The 18,375-nt window shown below is 60.2% G+C and carries 16 protein-coding genes; 3 read left to right on the forward strand and 13 right to left on the reverse strand.

Translation table 11 applies throughout. From position 1 onward, the window contains the following. Positions 1-2 precede the first annotated feature (2 nt). The 11 genes from AB4N92_RS17760 to AB4N92_RS17810 all read right to left on the reverse strand — a co-directional run bounded on the left by AB4N92_RS17760 (position 3) and on the right by AB4N92_RS17810 (position 12,440). Positions 3-332, reverse strand: coding sequence for a GlpM family protein (locus AB4N92_RS17760; protein ID WP_198581720.1), 330 nt, complete (start codon positions 330-332; stop codon positions 3-5). Between the two features lie 8 nt (positions 333-340). Then, entirely contained in the window at positions 341-1,621 is a 1,281-nt protein-coding gene (aauR, locus tag AB4N92_RS17765; RefSeq protein WP_231501111.1) for a two-component response regulator AauR, read from the reverse strand. 65 nt (positions 1,622-1,686) lie between these two features. After that, a complete protein-coding gene (aauS, locus tag AB4N92_RS17770) occupies positions 1,687-3,588 on the reverse strand; it encodes a two-component sensor histidine kinase AauS (protein ID WP_044286703.1) in 1,902 nt (633 codons plus the stop codon). A 158-nt stretch (positions 3,589-3,746) separates the two neighbouring features. Then, positions 3,747-4,481: an amino acid ABC transporter ATP-binding protein gene (locus tag AB4N92_RS17775; RefSeq protein ID WP_010212765.1), complete on the reverse strand. Its 735-nt coding sequence runs from the start codon at positions 4,479-4,481 to the stop codon at positions 3,747-3,749. Further along, the gene (locus AB4N92_RS17780; protein ID WP_010212763.1) at positions 4,478-5,149 is read right to left on the reverse strand and encodes an amino acid ABC transporter permease; all 672 of its coding nucleotides are present in this window, start codon (positions 5,147-5,149) and stop codon (positions 4,478-4,480) included. The genes AB4N92_RS17775 and AB4N92_RS17780 overlap by 4 nt, the downstream gene beginning before the upstream one ends. Continuing rightward, a complete protein-coding gene (locus AB4N92_RS17785; protein ID WP_010212762.1) occupies positions 5,149-5,895 on the reverse strand; it encodes an amino acid ABC transporter permease in 747 nt (248 codons plus the stop codon). Before AB4N92_RS17785 ends, AB4N92_RS17780 begins: the two co-directional genes overlap by 1 nt. 193 nt (positions 5,896-6,088) lie before the next feature. Beyond that, positions 6,089-7,015, reverse strand: a complete 927-nt coding sequence (locus AB4N92_RS17790; protein ID WP_010212760.1) for a glutamate/aspartate ABC transporter substrate-binding protein — start codon at positions 7,013-7,015, stop codon at positions 6,089-6,091. 305 nt (positions 7,016-7,320) lie between these two features. Beyond that, positions 7,321-8,859: a glycerol-3-phosphate dehydrogenase gene (gene glpD, locus AB4N92_RS17795; protein ID WP_010212758.1), complete on the reverse strand. Its 1,539-nt coding sequence runs from the start codon at positions 8,857-8,859 to the stop codon at positions 7,321-7,323. 300 nt (positions 8,860-9,159) lie between these two features. Continuing rightward, on the reverse strand, positions 9,160-9,915 hold the full coding sequence (locus AB4N92_RS17800; RefSeq protein WP_010212755.1) for a DeoR/GlpR family transcriptional regulator: 756 nt from the start codon (positions 9,913-9,915) through the stop codon (positions 9,160-9,162). A gap of 83 nt (positions 9,916-9,998) precedes the next feature. Further along, on the reverse strand, positions 9,999-11,504 hold the full coding sequence (gene glpK / locus AB4N92_RS17805) for a glycerol kinase GlpK (protein ID WP_010212752.1): 1,506 nt from the start codon (positions 11,502-11,504) through the stop codon (positions 9,999-10,001). Positions 11,505-11,582: 78 nt separating this feature from the next. Next, the gene (locus tag AB4N92_RS17810; RefSeq protein WP_010212751.1) at positions 11,583-12,440 is read right to left on the reverse strand and encodes an MIP/aquaporin family protein; all 858 of its coding nucleotides are present in this window, start codon (positions 12,438-12,440) and stop codon (positions 11,583-11,585) included. Positions 12,441-12,767: 327 nt separating this feature from the next. Here AB4N92_RS17810 and ybaK point away from each other — a divergent pair, with 327 nt between their 5' ends. Next, on the forward strand, positions 12,768-13,238 hold the full coding sequence (gene ybaK / locus AB4N92_RS17815; RefSeq protein ID WP_010212749.1) for a Cys-tRNA(Pro) deacylase: 471 nt from the start codon (positions 12,768-12,770) through the stop codon (positions 13,236-13,238). A gap of 142 nt (positions 13,239-13,380) precedes the next feature. On the opposite strand, the gene AB4N92_RS17820 is transcribed toward ybaK, so the two are convergent. Together AB4N92_RS17820 and argF are read right to left on the reverse strand one after the other, a co-directional pair. Then, positions 13,381-14,490 carry an ABC transporter ATP-binding protein gene (locus AB4N92_RS17820; RefSeq protein ID WP_010212748.1) on the reverse strand — a complete coding sequence of 370 codons (1,110 nt, stop codon included), beginning with the start codon at positions 14,488-14,490 and terminating at the stop codon, positions 13,381-13,383. After that, the gene (gene argF / locus AB4N92_RS17825) at positions 14,487-15,407 is read right to left on the reverse strand and encodes an ornithine carbamoyltransferase (RefSeq protein WP_010212747.1); all 921 of its coding nucleotides are present in this window, start codon (positions 15,405-15,407) and stop codon (positions 14,487-14,489) included. Before argF ends, AB4N92_RS17820 begins: the two co-directional genes overlap by 4 nt. A 435-nt stretch (positions 15,408-15,842) precedes the next feature. Here argF and AB4N92_RS17830 point away from each other — a divergent pair, with 435 nt between their 5' ends. Beyond that, positions 15,843-17,951, forward strand: a complete 2,109-nt coding sequence (locus tag AB4N92_RS17830; protein ID WP_042571725.1) for a molybdopterin oxidoreductase family protein — start codon at positions 15,843-15,845, stop codon at positions 17,949-17,951. A gap of 77 nt (positions 17,952-18,028) precedes the next feature. Further along, positions 18,029-18,367 (forward strand): Grx4 family monothiol glutaredoxin, encoded by a 339-nt coding sequence (grxD, locus tag AB4N92_RS17835; protein ID WP_010212745.1) that lies wholly within the window; start codon positions 18,029-18,031, stop codon positions 18,365-18,367. Positions 18,368-18,375: the final 8 nt, after the last annotated feature.

Genomic DNA, 18,375 nt, shown 5'->3' on the forward strand with positions numbered 1-18,375 from the left:
TGTCAGGTATGGACGCGTACCCAGATGCTCACTAACACGGTTGCCGCCATCAACCAGGCGACAGCCGCCACGGCCAGCGACGCCTCCAACCGCATCCGATCCACCACCACATACAACGTCGCCAAATACACAAAATACGGAATGATCGACCACATCCCGAACAGGATCGTGGTCTTCAAATCCGCCACCGAGCGGCCCTTGCCGACGATGTAATGGGCGATCAACGCAAAGGTCGGAAACAGCGGCACCAAACCAGCGATGTAGTAGTTTTTGGTCTTGGCCAGCGCGGCCAGAATCAACACCACCGCTGCGCCAAGAGCGGCCTTCAACACCAGATCCATCAGTGGCTCAACCCGTATTTTTTGACTTTATCGAACAGCGTGGTCTTGGCCATCCCCAGTTCCTGACTGGCCTGGGTCAGGTTGCCGCCGCTGCGTTGCAAGGCGTCGTTGAGCAGGTTGCGTTCGAACGCTTCCACTGCCTCGGTGAAAGCCAGGCCTTGGCTGCCGCTGCTGGTGCCGCTTTTCTTGAAGGCCGGCAGGCCGAGGGCGAAGCGTTCGGCGACGTTGCGCAGTTCACGCACGTTGCCCGGCCAGTCGTGGCTCATCAGGCTCGACAGGGTCTGGTTGTCCAGCTCCGGCACACTGCGGTCAAAACGCAGCGACGACTGCTGAAGGAAATGTTCGAACAGCTGCAGGATGTCTTCGCGGCGCTCGCGCAACGGCGGCAGCTCCAGGGTCACCACGTTGAGGCGATAGTACAGGTCGCTGCGGAACTGATTGGCACGGCTCAGTTCATCGAGGTCAGACTTGGTGGCGGCGATCACCCGGCAATCCACCGCCACGCTCTGGTTCGACCCCAGGCGTTCCAGGGTACGCTCCTGCAAAACTCGCAGTAGCTTGATCTGCAGGTTGATCGGCATGCTTTCCACTTCATCGAGGAACAGCGTGCCTTCGTGGGCGTGTTCGATCTTACCGATACGACGTTTGCCGGCGCCGGTGAAGGCATTGGCTTCGTGACCGAAAATCTCGCTTTCGAACAGGTTCTCCGGTAGGCCGCCGCAGTTCAGCGCGACGAACTGGTGAGCATGACGCCGGCTGAAATCATGCAGGCAGCGCGCAACCAGTTCCTTGCCGGTGCCAGTCTCGCCTTCGATCAGCACGTTGGCCGAGGTGTCGGCCACGTTGGCGATCAGCTCGCGCAGGTTCTGCATGGCCGGTGAGCGGCCGATGATGCGGCCTTCCAGCGAATCGCGCTCGGCCAATTGGCGGCGCAGCGACCAGACTTCCCTCGCCAGTCCGCGCTGTTCAAGGGCGCGGCGGGCCACGTCCACCAAGCGTTCGGGGGAGAAGGGTTTTTCCATGAAGTCATAGGCGCCGTTGCGCATGGCGCCGACGGCCATGGAGATGTCGCCGTGCCCGGTGATCAGCACCACCGGCAAGCTTTTATCCAAAGCCTTGAGACGGGTGAGCAGCTCCAGGCCGTCAATGCCGGGCAAGCGGATGTCGCTGATCACAATGCCGGCGAAGTTCTCGCCGATGCGCTTCAACGCCTCTTCAGCGCTGCCTACGCCGACACTGGGAATGTCTTCCAGGGCCAGGGCCTGCTGGCAGCCGAGCAGTACATGGGGGTCGTCTTCGACGATCAGCACCGTGAGCTCGTCTTTAATGGCTTTAGCGTCTGTATTCATGTCGACTCAGCTTTTTGAGCGCCCGCCAACGGCAGGCACAAGACAAAGGCCGTTCCACCACTGGCCGGGTGTTCCACGGCAAGGTTGCCGCCGGTGGCCGCCGCCAGGCTGGCGGAGAGGGTCAGGCCCAGGCCCAGGCCTTGCTCGCCGGGCTTGGTGGTGAAGAACGGTTCAAACAAATGCTTGCGCGCCTCCGGGTCGATACCGTGGCCATTGTCGCGCACGTGCAGGCGGTATTTACCGTCGGCGCTGCTGCCTTCCAGCCACAGCTCGGGAGCCGGCTGAGCCTGCATAGCGTCGAGGGCATTGCCGATCAGGTTGACCAGGATCTGCTCCAGGCGCGTCTGGTCGATTTGCAATTGCGCGTGGGAAAAGTCGCGGTGCAGGGTCAGCGGTAGGCTGTCCATGCGTGCGCCGAGTACTTGGAAAGCCGCGTCTACCGCTTTGGCCAGGCTGGCTTCGCCCTGGTCATCGCCGCGCCGGGCGAAGGAGCGCAGGCTGGCGGTGATGCGACCCATGCGGTCGATCAGTTCGTTGATGGTTTTGAGGTTGGCACTGGCGGTGTCCAGGGCGCCGCGCTCCAGGAAGCGTACGGTGTTGCCGGACAGGGTGCGCAGGGCTGCCAGGGGCTGGTTCAATTCGTGGGCGATGCTGGTCGACATCTGGCCGATGGCCGCCAGCTTGCCGGCCTGCACCAGTTCATCCTGGGCGCGGCGCAGCGTCTCCTCGGCCTGGCGCCGTTCGCGGATCTGGCCCTTGAGCCGTTCGTTGCTGGCGCGCAGGTCGGCGGTGCGTTCGGCAATCCGTCGTTCCAGCTGGCTGTTGGCTTCCTGCAGGGCTTCCCGCGCGGCGAGGCGGGTGGCGATGACTTTGCGTCGCTCGTTCCAGGCAATCAGCAAAAACGCCACCAGGCCAAACGCGACGGCCACCAAAATGCCTTGGTTGATCGCCGCACGGCGCAGGTCGTTGAGCGGGGTGAGCAGGGTGAAACTCCACGGTGTGTCATTCAGCGGGCGGGTTTGCGCCAGGTAGCTGACTTCGTGCTCGTCGTTCACCACTTCGCTGTTGGCCGGGAAGGTCAGTTTCTCGGTACCTTCGTTGAGGCGCTCGCGGGCCAGGGGTTCCAGCTCGTTCAACGTCGCCCAGTAGTATTGCAGGCTGTGGGCCAGGCGTTCCTTGACGTCATCGCTCAGCGGACGCACAGCCTTGAGGCGGCGGGCCGGGTCGCTGGAGAGGATGATGATGCCGTTCTCGTCGCTCACAAAGGCTTCGAGGCGCGCGCGTTGCCAGCGTTCCTCCAGGGCTTCGAGGCGCACCTTGACCACGGCGACGCCGATGATCTTGCCATGCTCTTCCAGACCGTGGGCCAAGTAGTAGCCGGGTTCGCCGTTGGTGCTGCCGATGCCGTAGAAACGGCCAGGCTGGCCACGCACGGCGTTCTGGAAATAGGCGCGGAAGGACAGGTCTTCACCCTGGTAACTGTCGGCATCGCGCCAGTTACTGGTGGCCAGCACGCGGCCGGTGGTGTCCATCACGTAGATGGCCCGGCTGCGACTGCGTCGGTTCAGGCCTTCGAGGTAATCGTTGACGGTCTTGCGGGTTTCCTGATTGGGGTCGGCCAGCAGCGCGGAGACGCTGGACTCCAGTTCCAACAGGCTGGGCAAGTAGGTGTATTTGCTCAGTTCGCTTTCGACGGTGCGGGCATGCAGCTCCAGCTGGCGTTCGCCAGTGTCGCTGAGGGTGCGGATGCCGTAGTACTCGCTGACCCAGAAGCCGATATAACCCAGGCCGATCATCAGGGCGATGATCAACGGCGGCAGGAACAGTTGGCGGATCAGGCGTGGTTTCACGGCAAGTGATGGCGGTGCGGCGCGAAATTGGTTGGGGTCGCATTTCATCACAGATGCCTTGGGTCAGCTACCGCTCACCCCTTCCTGTAGGAGCGAGCTTGCTCGCGAAAAAACCAAGGGCATCGCGTTCATCCAGGATGTGCGCGTCATCGTTGCCTTTTTCGCGAGCAAGCTCGCTCCTACAGGAGGAGCAAGCTGTGGCTTTTTTAGTGCTGCAGGATTTTCTCAAGGAAGTGCTGCGCGCGTTCGGAGCGGGCGCTGATGTCGCCGAAAAACTCTTCTTTCGGGCAGTCTTCGATGATCTTGCCGGCGTCCATGAAGATCACGCGGTCGGCCACTTTGCGGGCGAAGCCCATTTCGTGGGTCACGCACATCATGGTCATGCCTTCTTGGGCCAGCTGCACCATTACGTCGAGTACTTCGTTGACCATTTCCGGATCGAGGGCCGAGGTCGGTTCGTCGAACAGCATGACGATCGGGTCCATGGCCAGGGCGCGGGCAATTGCCACACGTTGTTGCTGGCCGCCGGAAAGCTGGCCCGGGTGCTTGTGGGCGTGTGCCGACAGGCCCACACGCTCAAGCAGTTGCAGGCCTTTCTTGGTCGCTTCTTCCTTGCTGCGACCGAGTACCTTGATCTGCGCGATGGTCAGGTTCTCGGTGATGGTCAGGTGCGGGAACAGCTCGAAGTGCTGGAACACCATGCCCACGCGCGAACGCAGCTGCGGCAGGTTGGTCTTCGGGTCGGCGATGGAGGTGCCGTCGACCACGATGTCGCCCTTCTGGAACGGTTCAAGCGCGTTGACGCACTTGATCAGGGTGGACTTACCCGAGCCCGACGGCCCGCACACCACGATCACTTCGCCTTTTTTGACATCGGTGCTGCAATCGGTCAGCACCTGGAAGTCGCCATACCACTTGTTGATATTCTTGATAGAGATCATACGGCAAACCTTTTTTGCAGACGCTTGACCAGCAGCGAGGCGGAAAAGCTGATGATGAAGTAGACGACACCGGCGAAGATCAAGAACTCATTGGAGCGGCCGATGATGTCGCCGTTGGAGCGGGCGGAGTTGAGGAAGTCCACCAGGCCCACGGTGTAGACCAGCGAGGTGTCCTGGAACAGGATGATCGACTGTTGCAGCAGCAACGGGGTCATCTTGCGGAACGCCTGGGGCAGGATGATCAGGCGCATGGTCTGGCCGTAGGTCATGCCCATGGCCTGTGCTGCTGCCATCTGGCCTTTGGGGATCGACTGCACGCCGGCCCGTACGATCTCGCAGAAGTACGCGGCTTCGAACATCATGAAGGCCACGACGCAGGAGGTGAACGCACCGATCGGGGTGTCTTCGCCGGTGATCCAGCGCAATACGAACGGCACCGCCAGGTAAAACCAGGTGATCACCAGCAGCAGCGGGATCGAGCGGAAGTAGTTCACATAAGCGCCGGCCACGCGGGACAGCAGTTTGCTGGACGACAGGCGCATCAGCGCCAGGACCGTACCCAGCGCAATGCCGCCGACTACGCCCATGACCATCAACTGCAAGGTCATGACCATGCCGTTCCACAGGCCTGGGATAGCGGGGATGATGCCGCTGAAATCGAAGTCCATTATTTACCCCCCACGGAGATCAGGCCGGGCACTGCGACTTTCTTCTCGACCAGGCGCATGAGCAGCATCAGGCTCATGTTCAGGGTGAAATAGATCAGCGTGGCCAGGGTGAAGGCTTCAAACAGGTTGGCCGAGAACTCGGCGGTCTGTTTGGTTTGCGCCAGCAGTTCCATCAGGCCGATCAAGGACGCCACGGAGGAGTTCTTGAAGACGTTGAGGAATTCCGAGGTGAGCGGTGGAATGATGATTCGGTAGGCCTGCGGCAGCAGCACGTTCCAATAGATCTGCGGCAGCTTGAAGCCCATGGCGCGCGCGGCGGATTCCTGGCCGCGTGGCAGCGCCTGGATACCGGTACGCACCTGCTCACACACACGGGCGGCGGTGAACAGGCCCAGGCACACGACAACGCTCAGGTAGGCCGAGGTGGTCGGGTTGAGGTCTTGTTTGTACCAGTCCTGCAGGTTCTGCGGCAGCATGTCGGGTACCAGGAAGTACCAGATGAACAGCTGCACCAGCAACGGCACGTTACGAAACAGTTCCACGTAGCAGGTCGCGATGCCCGATACGATGCGGTTTGGCACGGTGCGCATGACGCCCAGAATGGACCCCAGCAGCAAGGCGATAATCCATGCCACGACAGCGATGGCGATGGTCCAGCCCAAGCCGGCGATGTACCAGTCGAGATAAGTCTCGCTGCCCACGCCAGTGGACTTGAAGAACACGCCCCAGTCCCAGTTGTAATTCATTAGGGTCTCCCCTCGAAATCGATCGATGTACAAGCACCCGCTTGGGGAAGATCCTTTCCCGCCTGACGGTGAACGCCAGGCACACACGATCGGCTCGAAAACCGCCAGGTCGAGTGTTCCAATTAAAGCCAGCAGGTAGTAACAGACGCCTGAGGGAGGGTTGGCTCCCTCAGGAGATAAGCTTAGTCAGGTATCAGATTTTTACGTCAGGCGCTGGCTTGTCGCTTGGGTTGGCGATCAGCTCCTTCACCTTGTCGCTCATCGGGAAGTTCAGGTTCAGGCCTTTTGGTGGGATCGGGCTCTCGAACCACTTGCTGTAGATCTTGTTGATTTCGCCGGATTTGTACAGGGCAACGATGGCGTCATCGACCGCTTTCTTGAAGGCCGGGTCGTCTTTACGCACCATGCATGCGTAGGCTTCGAAGGACTGCGGAGTACCGGTGATGACCCAGTCGTCCGGCTTCTTGGCCTTGGCTTCTTCACCGGCCAGCAGGGCGTCGTCCATCATGAAGGCAACGGCGCGGCCGCTTTCCAGCATCTGGAAGGATTCGCCATGGTCTTTGGCGGAGATGACGTTCATGCCCATTTGCTTGTCGGCGTTCATCGCTTTGATGATGCGCTCGGACGTGGTGCCGGCGGTGGTCACGACGTTCTTGCCTTTCAGGTCGGCAAAGTCAGCGTAGGACGGCTTGCCATCCTTGTCTTTCTTGACCAGCAGACGGGTGCCGATTTCGAAGATGTTGACGGTGAAATCAACTTGCTGGGCGCGTTCGGCGTTGTTGGTGGTGGAGCCGCACTCGAGGTCCGCGGTGCCGTTCTGGATCAGCGGAATACGGGTTTGCGAAGTGACCAGGTTGTACTTGGCTTTCAAGTCGGGTTTGTTCAGGTCTTTTTTCAGTTGCTCGACGACGGCCAACTGAATGTCGTGGGAGTAGCCCACGGGTTTGCCCGAACCATCCGCGATGTAGGAAAACGGAATGGAGCTGTCGCGGTGAGCGAGAGTGATGGTGCCGGAGTCGTTGATCTTTTTCAGCGTGCCGGTGAGTTCGGCGGCGAAAACTGGAGTGCTGATCAGAGCAGCAGCGATAGCTGCGCCCAGAATATGGGGAACGATGCGCATCAATACTTCCTCGACATTTGTTTTTTTTATGAAGCCGGCTAAACGGCTCTCTTGTACAGCGAATGCCCGTGACGGCTCCTGAAGCGTTCCAGGCAATCGTCCAAGAGTGTAGAGCATGAGTCGTGCCAGGCCCGAGATAAAAGGTTAACTCTATGATTTATAGGGTGATTAAGTTTGTGTGACGATGTTTTTTCAGGACTGAGGTCCGGCAAACCGAATAGATGGCACTGTGACGTTCGGAAAACCGAATGCGAAAAAAAGCCCCTGAGCCTTTCAGCGCAGGGGCTTTTTATAGTAGCGATCCGTCAGGCGGCTTCGATCTTGCTGCGATTCTGCTCAACGGTCGACAAGTAGCGCTGCACGTTGGCCTGTTCTGCCGGCGTGGTGAACAGACCCAGCTTGGTGCGGCGCCACAGCACGTCCTGAGGCTGGGTCGCCCATTCCTCAGCGCACAGGTAATCAACCTCACGGGTATAGAGGCCACCGCCCAGGTGTTCGCCCAGGTCCGCCAACGACTGCACGCCTTCCAGCAAGCGCCAGGTGCGGCTGCCGTAGGTGGTGGACCAGCGGCGCGCGATCTCACTTGGCACCCAGTCGAATTTGCTGCGAATGGCCTCGGCCAGGGCCTCTGGCGTGGTCATGTCTTCGCCGCCAGGCAGGCTGGCCTTGGCGGTCCAGCTTGGGCGCATCTGAGTGAAATACGGTGCCAACTGCGCCATCGCCGATTCGGCAAGCTTGCGATACGTGGTCAACTTGCCGCCAAACACCGACAGGATCGGCGCTTCGCCTGTGCCGCCGGACAGTGCCAGGGTGTAGTCGCGGGTAATGGCCGACGGGTTGTCCGATTCGTCGTTGCACAGGGGGCGCACGCCGGAGTAAGTGTGGACAATGTCGTCGCGGCTCAGTTGTTTCTTGAAGTGCGCGTTGACCACCTTGAGCATATAGTCCGTTTCACCTTCGGTGATCGCCACTTTTGCTGGGTCACCGGTGTATTCGCGGTCGGTGGTGCCGATGATGGTCAAGTGGTTCAGGTACGGAATGGTGAAGACGATGCGTTGGTCTTCGTTCTGCAGGATGTGCGCGTGGGCGCCTTCGTACAGTTTCGGTACGATCAGGTGGCTGCCCTGGATCAGGCGGATGCCGTAAGGCGAATCCAGCTTCAGATCGTCCTTGATGAACTTGGCGACCCATGGGCCGGCGGCGTTCACCAGTGCGCGGGCACGGATTGAGAACAGGCTGCCATCGGCGCGTTCCATGTTCATTTCCCACATGCCGTTGCTGCGGTGTGCGCTGATGCAGCGGGTCTGGGTGTGGATGTGCGCCCCTTTTTCACGGGCGGCCATGGCGTTCAGCACGACGAGGCGGGCGTCATCGACCCAGCAGTCGGAGTATTCGAAGCCCTTGGTGATTTCGCTTTTCAGCGGGCTGTCGGGGCCGAACTTCAGGCTTTTGGAACCCTCAAGTTTTTCGCGCTTGCCGAGGTTGTCGTAGAGGAACAGGCCGGCGCGGATCATCCATGCCGGACGCAGGTGTGGGCGATGCGGCAACACGAAGCGCATCTGCTTGACGATGTGCGGGGCCTTGGCCAGCAGCACTTCACGTTCGGCCAGCGCTTCGCGCACCAGGCGGAATTCATAATGTTCGAGGTAGCGCAGGCCGCCGTGGATCAGCTTGCTGCTGGCGGATGAGGTGTGGCTGGCCAGGTCGTCCTTTTCGCAAAGGAATACCGACAAACCGCGACCGGCTGCGTCCGCTGCAATGCCGACGCCATTGATCCCGCCGCCGATAACGGCAACGTCATAGACTTCGGCAAGCGGTGGAGCAGGCAAGGTGGAAGGGTTCATCGGCTGGCCTCGCGATTTTTTCGTCTTGGAATTCGAACATTAATGTTCATTTGCGAAAATGGTAGCTGATAAACGCGCGCGCAGCCAGCCGACTTCGATTGAAAAAACTCATCGAAGGGCGGAAAAAGGAAAATTTGTGAACATGAGCCGGGGGGCAGGCTTGAGGAAATGGGGGGATAGATAGCCTTCGCGAGCAAGCCCGCTCCCACATTGACCGGGTTCCAGCATGAGAATCCGGTCAAATGTGGGAGCGGGCTTGCTCGCGAAGGCGGCGGTACAGGCGCCAGAGATATCCAGTGTTTAAACCACTTCCAACCGAACCTTGTGCTGATTCAATAACTGCACCAACGCCGGCACCGGCTGTTGATCGGTCACCAGGCAATCCACCAGGCTGATTGGGCCCAGTCGAATCATGGCATTGCGCCCGAATTTGCTGGAGTCTGCCGCCAGGATCACCTGACGCGCATTGGCGATGATCGCCTGGGAAACCCGCACTTCCTGGTAGTCGAAATCCAGCAGGCTGCCGTCTTCATCGATACCACTGATGCCCACCAGAGCAAAGTCGACCTTGAACTGGTTGATGAAGTCGACACTCGCCTGGCCCACCACGCCGCCGTCACGGCGCACGTTACCGCCGGTCAGCAGCACGTCGAAGTCGTCCTTGGCGCTGAGCATGGTGGCGACGTTGAGGTTGTTGGTGATGATTTTCAGGTGATTGTGGTTGAGCAACGCACGGGCGATGGATTCGGTGGTGGTACCGATATTGATGAACAGCGAGGCGTGATCGGGGATCTGCGCGGCAATCGCTTCGCCAATACGCTGTTTCTCGTCGCGCATCTGGTCAGCACGCATGGCGTACGCAGTGTTCTCGACACTGGAGTCATAGGCCGCGCCACCGTGGTAGCGGCGCAGCAGATTGGCATCCGCCAGCTGGTTGATATCGCGGCGGATGGTTTGCGGGGTGACAACGAACAGCTGCGCCATTTCCTCGATGCTGACGTAGCCGCGTTCGCGGACCAACTCGAGGATTTGTTGTTGGCGGGGAGGCAGATTCATGGGGCGTCCTTTGGGCTGCCATACAAAAGTGGCCCATGATGACGCAGGAATCCGCTCCCTGCCAGTTACAACCGGATGTTGGCTTATTCAGCCCCTTCGTGGGGCTCCCAGTCACGGGTGCGGCTGACTGCTTTTTGCCAGCCGGCATAGAGCTTTTCTTTGGCCGCTTCGTCCAACTGCGGTTCGAATTCGCGCTCGATAACGGCCTTGCCGCGCAACTCTTCCAGGCTGCCCCAGAAGCCGCACGCCAGGCCTGCCAGGTAGGCCGCGCCCAGTGCGGTGGTCTCGCGCATTTGCGGGCGCTCGACCTGGGTGCCGAGGATGTCGGCCTGGAATTGCATCAGGAAGTTGTTGGCCACTGCGCCGCCGTCCACGCGCAGGGCTTTGAGGCGTTCGCCCGAGTCCTGTTGCATGGCGTCGAGTACATCGCGGGTCTGGTAGGCAATCGACTCCAGGGCTGCACGAATAATGTGGTCCACGCGTACGCCGCGGGTCAGACCGAACAGTGCGCCACGGGCGTAGGGGTCCCAGTACGGGGCGCCCAGGCCGGTGAAGGCGGGCACCAGGTACACGCCGTTGCTGTCCTTGACCTTGCCCGCGAAATATTCGGTGTCGTGGGCGTCGTTGATGATTTTCAACTCATCACGCAGCCACTGCACGGTGGAACCACCATTGAACACGGCGCCTTCCAGAGCGTAGGCCACTTCGCCACGCGGGCCGCAAGCAATGGTAGTGAGCATGCCGTGCTTGGATTTAACCGCTTTGTCGCCGGTGTTCATCAACAGGAAGCAGCCGGTGCCGTAGGTGTTCTTGGCTTGGCCGGCTTCGACGCACATCTGGCCGAACAGCGCGGCCTGCTGGTCACCGGCGATACCGCCGATGGCAATGCCGCTTTTGGTGCGGCCGTAGATTTCGGAGGAAGACTTCACTTCCGGCAACATCTCGCGCGGGATGTCGAGGATTTCCAGCATCTTCGCATCCCACTCCAGGGTGTGGATGTTGAAGAGCATGGTGCGCGAGGCGTTGGTGTAGTCGGTGACGTGGGTCTTGCCGCCGGTAAATTTCCAGATCAGCCAGCTGTCGACGGTGCCGAACAGCAGTTCGCCGTTGCGCGCACGCTCGCGGCTGCCTTCGACGTTGTCGAGGATCCACTTGAGCTTGGTGCCGGAGAAGTAAGGGTCGGTAACCAGACCGGTGGTGTCGCTGATGTACTGCTCGTGGCCATCGCGCTTGAGCTGCTGGCAGATCTCGGTGCTGCGGCGGCACTGCCAGACGATCGCGTTGTAGATCGGGCGACCGGTGACCTTATCCCACACCACGGTGGTTTCACGCTGGTTGGTGATGCCGATGGCCGCGACCTGATCATGGTGCAGGCCGGCCTGGGCCAGGGCTTCGACCATCACGGCGCTCTGGGTGGCGAAGATTTCCATCGGGTCATGTTCGACCCAGCCTGCTTGTGGGTAATGCTGGGCGAATTCACGCTGGGCAGTGCAGACCACGTTGGCGTCACGATCAAAGATGATCGCCCGGGAACTGGTGGTGCCTTGGTCAAGGGCGATGATGTAGTTCTTATTCTGAATATCGGTCATGTCGAATGCCTTGGAAAATAAGAAAATCGGTAATCAGCCTGGGCCGCAAAAAGGGCAGGTGCGTCCAGGCTGGCGCTATCAGGAAATACGGGTCTTGCCGTTGACAGCCGTGTCAGGTGTTTCTTCATCTATAGCAGGTGCGGCGCTCGGCAGATGACGGGCAATCAGCCCGCGATAGGCTGCAGCACCGAGGCATGCGCCAACGATCGGCGCGAAAATCGGCACCAGGAAGTAAGGAATATCGCGGCCACCGGTAAAGGCCATTTCACCCCAGCCCGCGAAAAAGGTCATCAGCTTGGGCCCGAAATCCCGCGCGGGGTTCATCGCAAAGCCTGTCAACGGGCCCATGGCGCTGCCGATCACCGCGATCAGCAGGCCGATCAGCAGCGGGGCCAGCGGGCCGCGGGGCAGGCCGTTGTTGTCGTCGGTCAGGGCCATGATCACGCCCATCAGGATGGCAGTGATGACCATTTCCACCAGGAACGCCTGGGCGGTGCTCAGCAGTGCATGGGGGTAAGTAGAGAACACCGACGCCAACTCTAGGCTGGCCTGGGAGCCGCGGACCATGTGGTGGGTTTGTTCGTAATCGAAAAACAGGTTGCTGTAGAGCGTGTACACCAAGGCCGCCGAGCAGAAGGCGCCGGCAATCTGGGCAAGGATATAGAAGGGCAGTTTGCGCTTGTCGAAGTCAGCGAAAATACACAGGGCAATACTGACGGCGGGGTTAAGGTGGGCCCCGGAAATCCCGGCGCTCAGGTAGATCGCCATGCTGACGCCGACCCCCCAGATGATACTGATCTCCCACAAGCCAAAGCTGGCACCCGCGACCTTGAGCGCAGCGACACATCCTGTACCGAAGAAGATCAGAAGCGCAGTCCCCAGAAATTCGGCCATGCATTGGCTCGAAAGTGAAGGTTGTTGAAGAGCAGTTGTCATGGAAAACCTCAGTTGTTGTTCTTGTCTGGCGCACAACCTCAACGGATTGTTGCGCGATTTTCACCGTGGCAAGGATCCCCATCCCGGTCACGGCTTACTGCTTCGGTGCTGCAGGTGTATTCCTACAGTATTCGGAAACGAAAAAATATAGACAAGAATGACGGCTGTCAAAGGTCGAAAGTGAACTGCCAGTCACTTTCAAACTATTGGTCTGGTGAATGATCACGCTTGCCACAAGGTGCCTGTACCTTAAGAGTGGGCGGACTAGAGCGTTTTGCGTGGGCTTGGCCTAGAATTGGCCATCTGTTTGCCACGCCCGGAGACGTCATGACCCCCGCATTGGACCTGTTGAAAAAAGTTCGCGCCGAACATCGTATCCACAGTTATGAACACGACCCGAAGGCGGCTTCCTATGGGCTGGAGGCCGCGGAAAAGTTGGGGCTCGACCCGGCGCAGGTGTTCAAGACCTTGTTGGCGAGCAGCGAGAAGGGTGAATTGTTGGTGGCGGTGGTGCCGGTCGTCGGAAGTCTGGATCTGAAGGCCCTGGCTCACGCTGCGGGCGTCAAGAAAGTCGAAATGGCCGACCCGGCGGCGGCGCAGCGTTCAACCGGTTACCTGTTGGGCGGCATCAGTCCGTTGGGGCAGAAGAAGCGATTGCGCACGTTTATCGATGTGACGGCTGAGCCGTTTGCGACGATTTTTGTCAGTGCGGGGAGGCGAGGGTTGGAAGTGGAGTTGCCGGCGGCGGTGTTGGCTGAACATACCCAGGCCAAATTCGCGCCGATTGGCCGGGCCTGAATCTCGTTTGAAACGCATGAAATCAAAATGTGGGAGCGGGCTTGCTCGCGAATGCGGTGTATCAGTCAAAGATGTGCTGACTGAATCTCCGCATTCGCGAGCAAGCCCGCTCCCACATGGTTAAGCCGGTTTCGTCAGCTATTCAGTGGGCGGGGCTGTGGCGCCGCACGCCGGACTCGCTCTGAGGAATCTGCGCGGCGGTGCTGCCTGAGGCCTGGAACAGCACCAAGTGTTCGGCCGCCACACGGATCCCCACATCCGCGCCGACCTGATGATCGGCATGGCTGGGGAAAATCGACTCCAATAGCGCGCCGGTCGGCAGTTGCAGGCGGTACAAGGTCGACGCGCCAAGAAAGGTCTTGCCGATGATCCGCGCTTTCAACGCGCTGTCAGGCGCGTAGACGATATCGTCCGGGCGCAGCAGCACATCCACTGCGCCGCCGATAGGCCAGGTGTAGGCGCGGTTGCCGCGCAACTCGCCCAGTTCGGTGCTGACCGATTCCGGCGAACTCAATTGGCCACGGATGAAGTAACCCTGGCCGATAAAGCTGGCAACGTAAGGCGTCTGCGGTTCGTGATAGAGGTTGTAGGGCGTGTCCCACTGCTCAAGACGGCCCTCCTTGAAAACCCCGACCTGGTCGCTGACGGCAAAGGCCTCCTCCTGGTCGTGGGTCACCAGGATCGCACTGGTGCCGCGTGCCTTGAGGATGTCGCGCACCTCATGACTGAGCTTGCGGCGCAGTTCGCCGTCCAGGTTGGAAAACGGCTCATCCAGCAGCAACAGGGCCGGTTCCGGCGCCAGGGCGCGGGCGAGGGCGACGCGTTGTTGCTGGCCGCCGGAAAGCTCATGGGGGAAACGCTTGCCCAGGTTCTTCAGGTTGACCAGCTCCAGCAACTCGGCCACCACGCGGTCTTTCTGCGGGTGTTTGCGAATACCAAAGGCGATGTTGTCGGCCACGCTCAGGTGAGGAAACAGCGCGTAGTCCTGGAACACCATGCCAATACGGCGTTTTTCCGGTGCCAGGGTGAAACCGGCACTGGAAATCACTTCGCCCGCGAGGCTGATCTCGCCATCGTGTACCGGCTCAAACCCGGCAATCGCGCGTAATGTGGTGGTCTTGCCGCAACCCGAAGAGCCCAACAGGCAGCCAATGTCACCGGCATTGAGGTGCAGGTTGAGATTCTGCACCACCCGTTGATCTTGATAGCCGCATGCCAGATTGCGCAGGTTCAGCAGTAATGAATGGCTCATGCGTGGTGGTACGACGGCGGAACGAGGAATTCGAGCAGCGCTTTTTGCGCATGCAGGCGGTTTTCAGCCTGGTCCCAAGCGACCGAGCGTGGGTCGTCGAGCAGGTCGGTGCTGATCTCTTCGCCACGGTGGGCCGGCAGGCAGTGCATGAACAGCACGTCTGGCGCGGCCAGGTCGAGCAGGGCGCGGGTCACCTGGTACGGGGCGAACAGGGCCAGGCGCTTGGCGGTTTCGTCTTCCTGGCCCATGGAGGTCCAGACGTCGGTGCTCACCAGGTGCGCGCCGATCACGGCGTCACGCGGGTCGCGGACCAAGGTCACGCGGTCGCCGGCCTGTGCCAGGAAGCGCGCGTCAGGCTCGTAGCCTTCCGGGCAGGCAACGCGCAGTTGGAAATCGAACTGGATCGCCGCTTCTATATAGCTATTGCACATGTTGTTGCCGTCGCCGATCCAGGCCACGGTCTTGCCCTGGATCGAGCCTCGGTGCTCAAGGAAGGTCTGCATGTCAGCCAGCAATTGGCACGGGTGCAGGTCGTCGGACAGACCGTTGATCACCGGTACGCGGGAGTTGGCGGAAAACTCGGTCACAGTGCTATGGGCAAAGGTGCGGATCATCACGGCGTCGAGCATGCTCGACATCACCTTTGCGCTGTCGGCGATCGGCTCGCCACGACCCAGTTGGGTGTCGCGCGAAGACAAGAAGATGGCTTGGCCACCCAGTTGGATCATGCCGGCTTCGAACGACACGCGGGTGCGGGTCGACGACTTCTCGAAGATCATGCCGAGCACGCGGTTTTTCAAAGGCTCGAACAGTACGCCGCGGTTACGCAGGTCTTTAAGCTCAATGCCTCGACGGATCACGCTGACCAGCTCTTCGGGCGTGCAATCCATCAGGGAGAGAAAGTGCCTTGCGCTCATCATTAACTACCTTTTTGCAACAGACCGCAGATACTCAAAGCCTTGTTTATTGTGACAACGGGCGAGACCTGCGGCGAAAGCCGCACGGGGCGACGAAATAGGGGAAGGCGCGATCTTATAATTAAATGTCGCGTCTTACCAATAGGGCTACGGTTTTTAAGGGTGTTCAAGAAGGGCGCCAGAGCGCTTTTGAAGACAATTTCCAGACAGCAGCGAGCCATTTGTACACTGGCGCCGAGACCTTTTGCAACGTGCAGGGGCGGGCGCAAGCCAGGCAGCGTCGGTTTCAGAGGGCGGTATGCCGGGTTTTGAAACATTTGCTCACGCTTGGCCATGGTCAGGCCTGATGCTGGTCGATTCACGGGACGAACGTTGGTGGCGCCCACGTCGGTCTCGACCCATAGTGGGATCAAAGCCCCTATAAAGAGACTGGCCATGACCAAGACTCTCCACCACCGTGCCTGCCATCTGTGTGAAGCCATTTGTGGCCTGACCCTGGAAACCACCCAAGCGGATGATGGCAGTTTGGCGATTACCTCGATCAAGGGTGACGCCCAGGACAGCTTCAGTCGTGGGCACATCTGCCCCAAGGCCGTCGCGTTGCAGGATATCCAGAACGATCCCGATCGGCTGCACCAACCCCTGTTGCGAGTCGGCAGCGAATGGCAGCCGATTGCGTGGGAAGACGCCTTTGCGCTTGTAGCCGAGCGGCTGTCAGGCATTCAGGCGCGGCACGGACAGAATGCGGTGGCGGTGTACCAGGGCAACCCCAGCGTGCACAACTATGGGCTGATGACCCACAGCAACTACTTCCTGGGCCAGTTGAAGACGCGCAATCGGTTTTCTGCGACGTCGGTGGACCAGTTGCCCCATCACCTCACCAGCTACCTCATGTACGGCCACGGCCTGTTGCTGCCGATCCCGGACATCGATCACACCGACTTCATGCTGATTTTGGGAGGCAATCCGCTCGCGTCAAACGGCAGCATTATGACCGTGCCCGACGTGGAGAAACGCCTCAAGGCGATCCAGGCACGGGGCGGCAAAGTGGTGGTGGTCGACCCACGGCGCAGTGAGACGGCGGCGATGGCCGACCAGCATCTGTTCGTGCGTCCTGGGGGGGATGCGGCCTTGTTGTTTGGGGTGCTTAACACCTTGTTTAGCGAGCACCTGACCCGCGACAGCCATCTAGCCATTGAAGGCCTTGAGGAGGTGCGTCTTGCCATCGCCGGGTTTACCGCCGAGGCCATGAGCCGCCAATGTGCGGTGCCTGCCGAACAGATCCGCCAGTTGGCACGGGACTTTGCTGCAGCGGACAAGGCTGTGTGCTACGGGCGCATGGGCGTGTCGACCCAGGTATTCGGCACGCTGTGTCATTGGCTGGTGCAATTGATCAATCTGGTGACGGGTAACCTTGACCGTGTCGGCGGCGCACTGTGCACCACGCCGGCGGTGGACCTGGTGGCATCGACCGGTGGCGGTCATTTCAATCGCTGGCAAAGCCGGGTTTCCGGGCGTCCGGAGTACGGTGGCGAGTTACCTGTGTCGGCTTTGGCTGAAGAAATGCTTACCGAAGGTGATGGACAAATCCGTGCATTGGTGACGGTGGCGGGTAATCCGGTGTTGTCGACGCCAAATGGCCGGCAACTGGAACAGGCCCTTGATGGTCTGGAGTTCATGGTCAGCATCGACCTCTATATCAACGAGACCACGCGCTACGCCGACCTGATCCTGCCCTCCACGTCGGCGCTGGAAAACGACCATTACGACACCACCTTCAATATGTTTGCGGTGCGTAATGTCACCCGTTTCAACCGGGCGATTCTGCCCAAACCGGTGGGCGCGCTGCATGACTGGGAGATCTTTGTCGGCCTTGCCCAGGCGTTTGCCGCGCAGACTGGCGCGACGCTCAAGCCAACGATGCCGCCTTCGCACATGATCGATTTCGGCCTGCGCGCCGGGGTGTACGGTGATGCATCCAGCCACAAGTTGTCCGTGGCCATGCTGGCGGATCACCCGCACGGCGTGGACCTTGGGCCGCTGCAACCCAACCTTTCCGCGCGTTTGAAAACCGCTGACGGCAAGGTGCAAGCGGCACCCGCGGTGATCCTCGCCGACCTGGCGCGCTTTGCCGCGCAACCGGTGCCTGTGGTCGACGAACTGCTGCTGATCGGCCGCCGGCATGTGCGCAGTAATAATTCCTGGATGCATAACTATCACCGGCTGGTGAAGGGCAAGCCGCGCCATCAATTGCTGATGCATCCGGATGACCTGGCCAGTCGGCAGTTGAGCGATGGCCAGCGGGTACGTGTCAGTTCGCGCATCGGCATGATCGAAGTGGAAGTGGTGGCCAGCCTGGACATGATGCCCGGTGTGGTCAGCCTGCCCCACGGTTGGGGTCATGGGCGCCCAGGCGTGCAAATGACGATCGCCAGCGGGCAGCCGGGGGCGAGTGCCAACGATTTGACCGACGAACGGCAGTTGGACGAGCTGTCGGGCAATGCCGCCTTGAATGGCGTGCCCGTGCAGGTAGCAGCCGCCTGAGCACCACGCTGGAATTTTGCGTTACAATGCGCCACCGTGCCGACCTGTGAGTCGCAAAGTTCCAGCCGAGGTGTTCCATGGATATCATCGAAACGATCAAAGAGCAGATTGCCAACAACACCATTCTGCTTTACATGAAGGGCGCACCAAACGCTCCTCAGTGCGGTTTCTCCGCGAAGGCGTCCCAGGCCATCATGGCGTGTGGCGAAAAATTCGCTTACGTGGATATCCTGCAAAACCCGGAAATCCGCGCCAACCTGCCGAAGTACGCCAATTGGCCTACTTTCCCACAACTGTGGGTAGCCGGTGAGCTGGTCGGCGGTAGCGATATCATCACTGAAATGGCCGCTGATGGTTCGTTGCAGGCGTTGATCAAAGATGCAGCGGCAAACGCGGCAGCCAAGACCGACGCTTGATTCGCCGG

This window comes from Pseudomonas sp. S3_A09, from assembly GCF_054668065.1.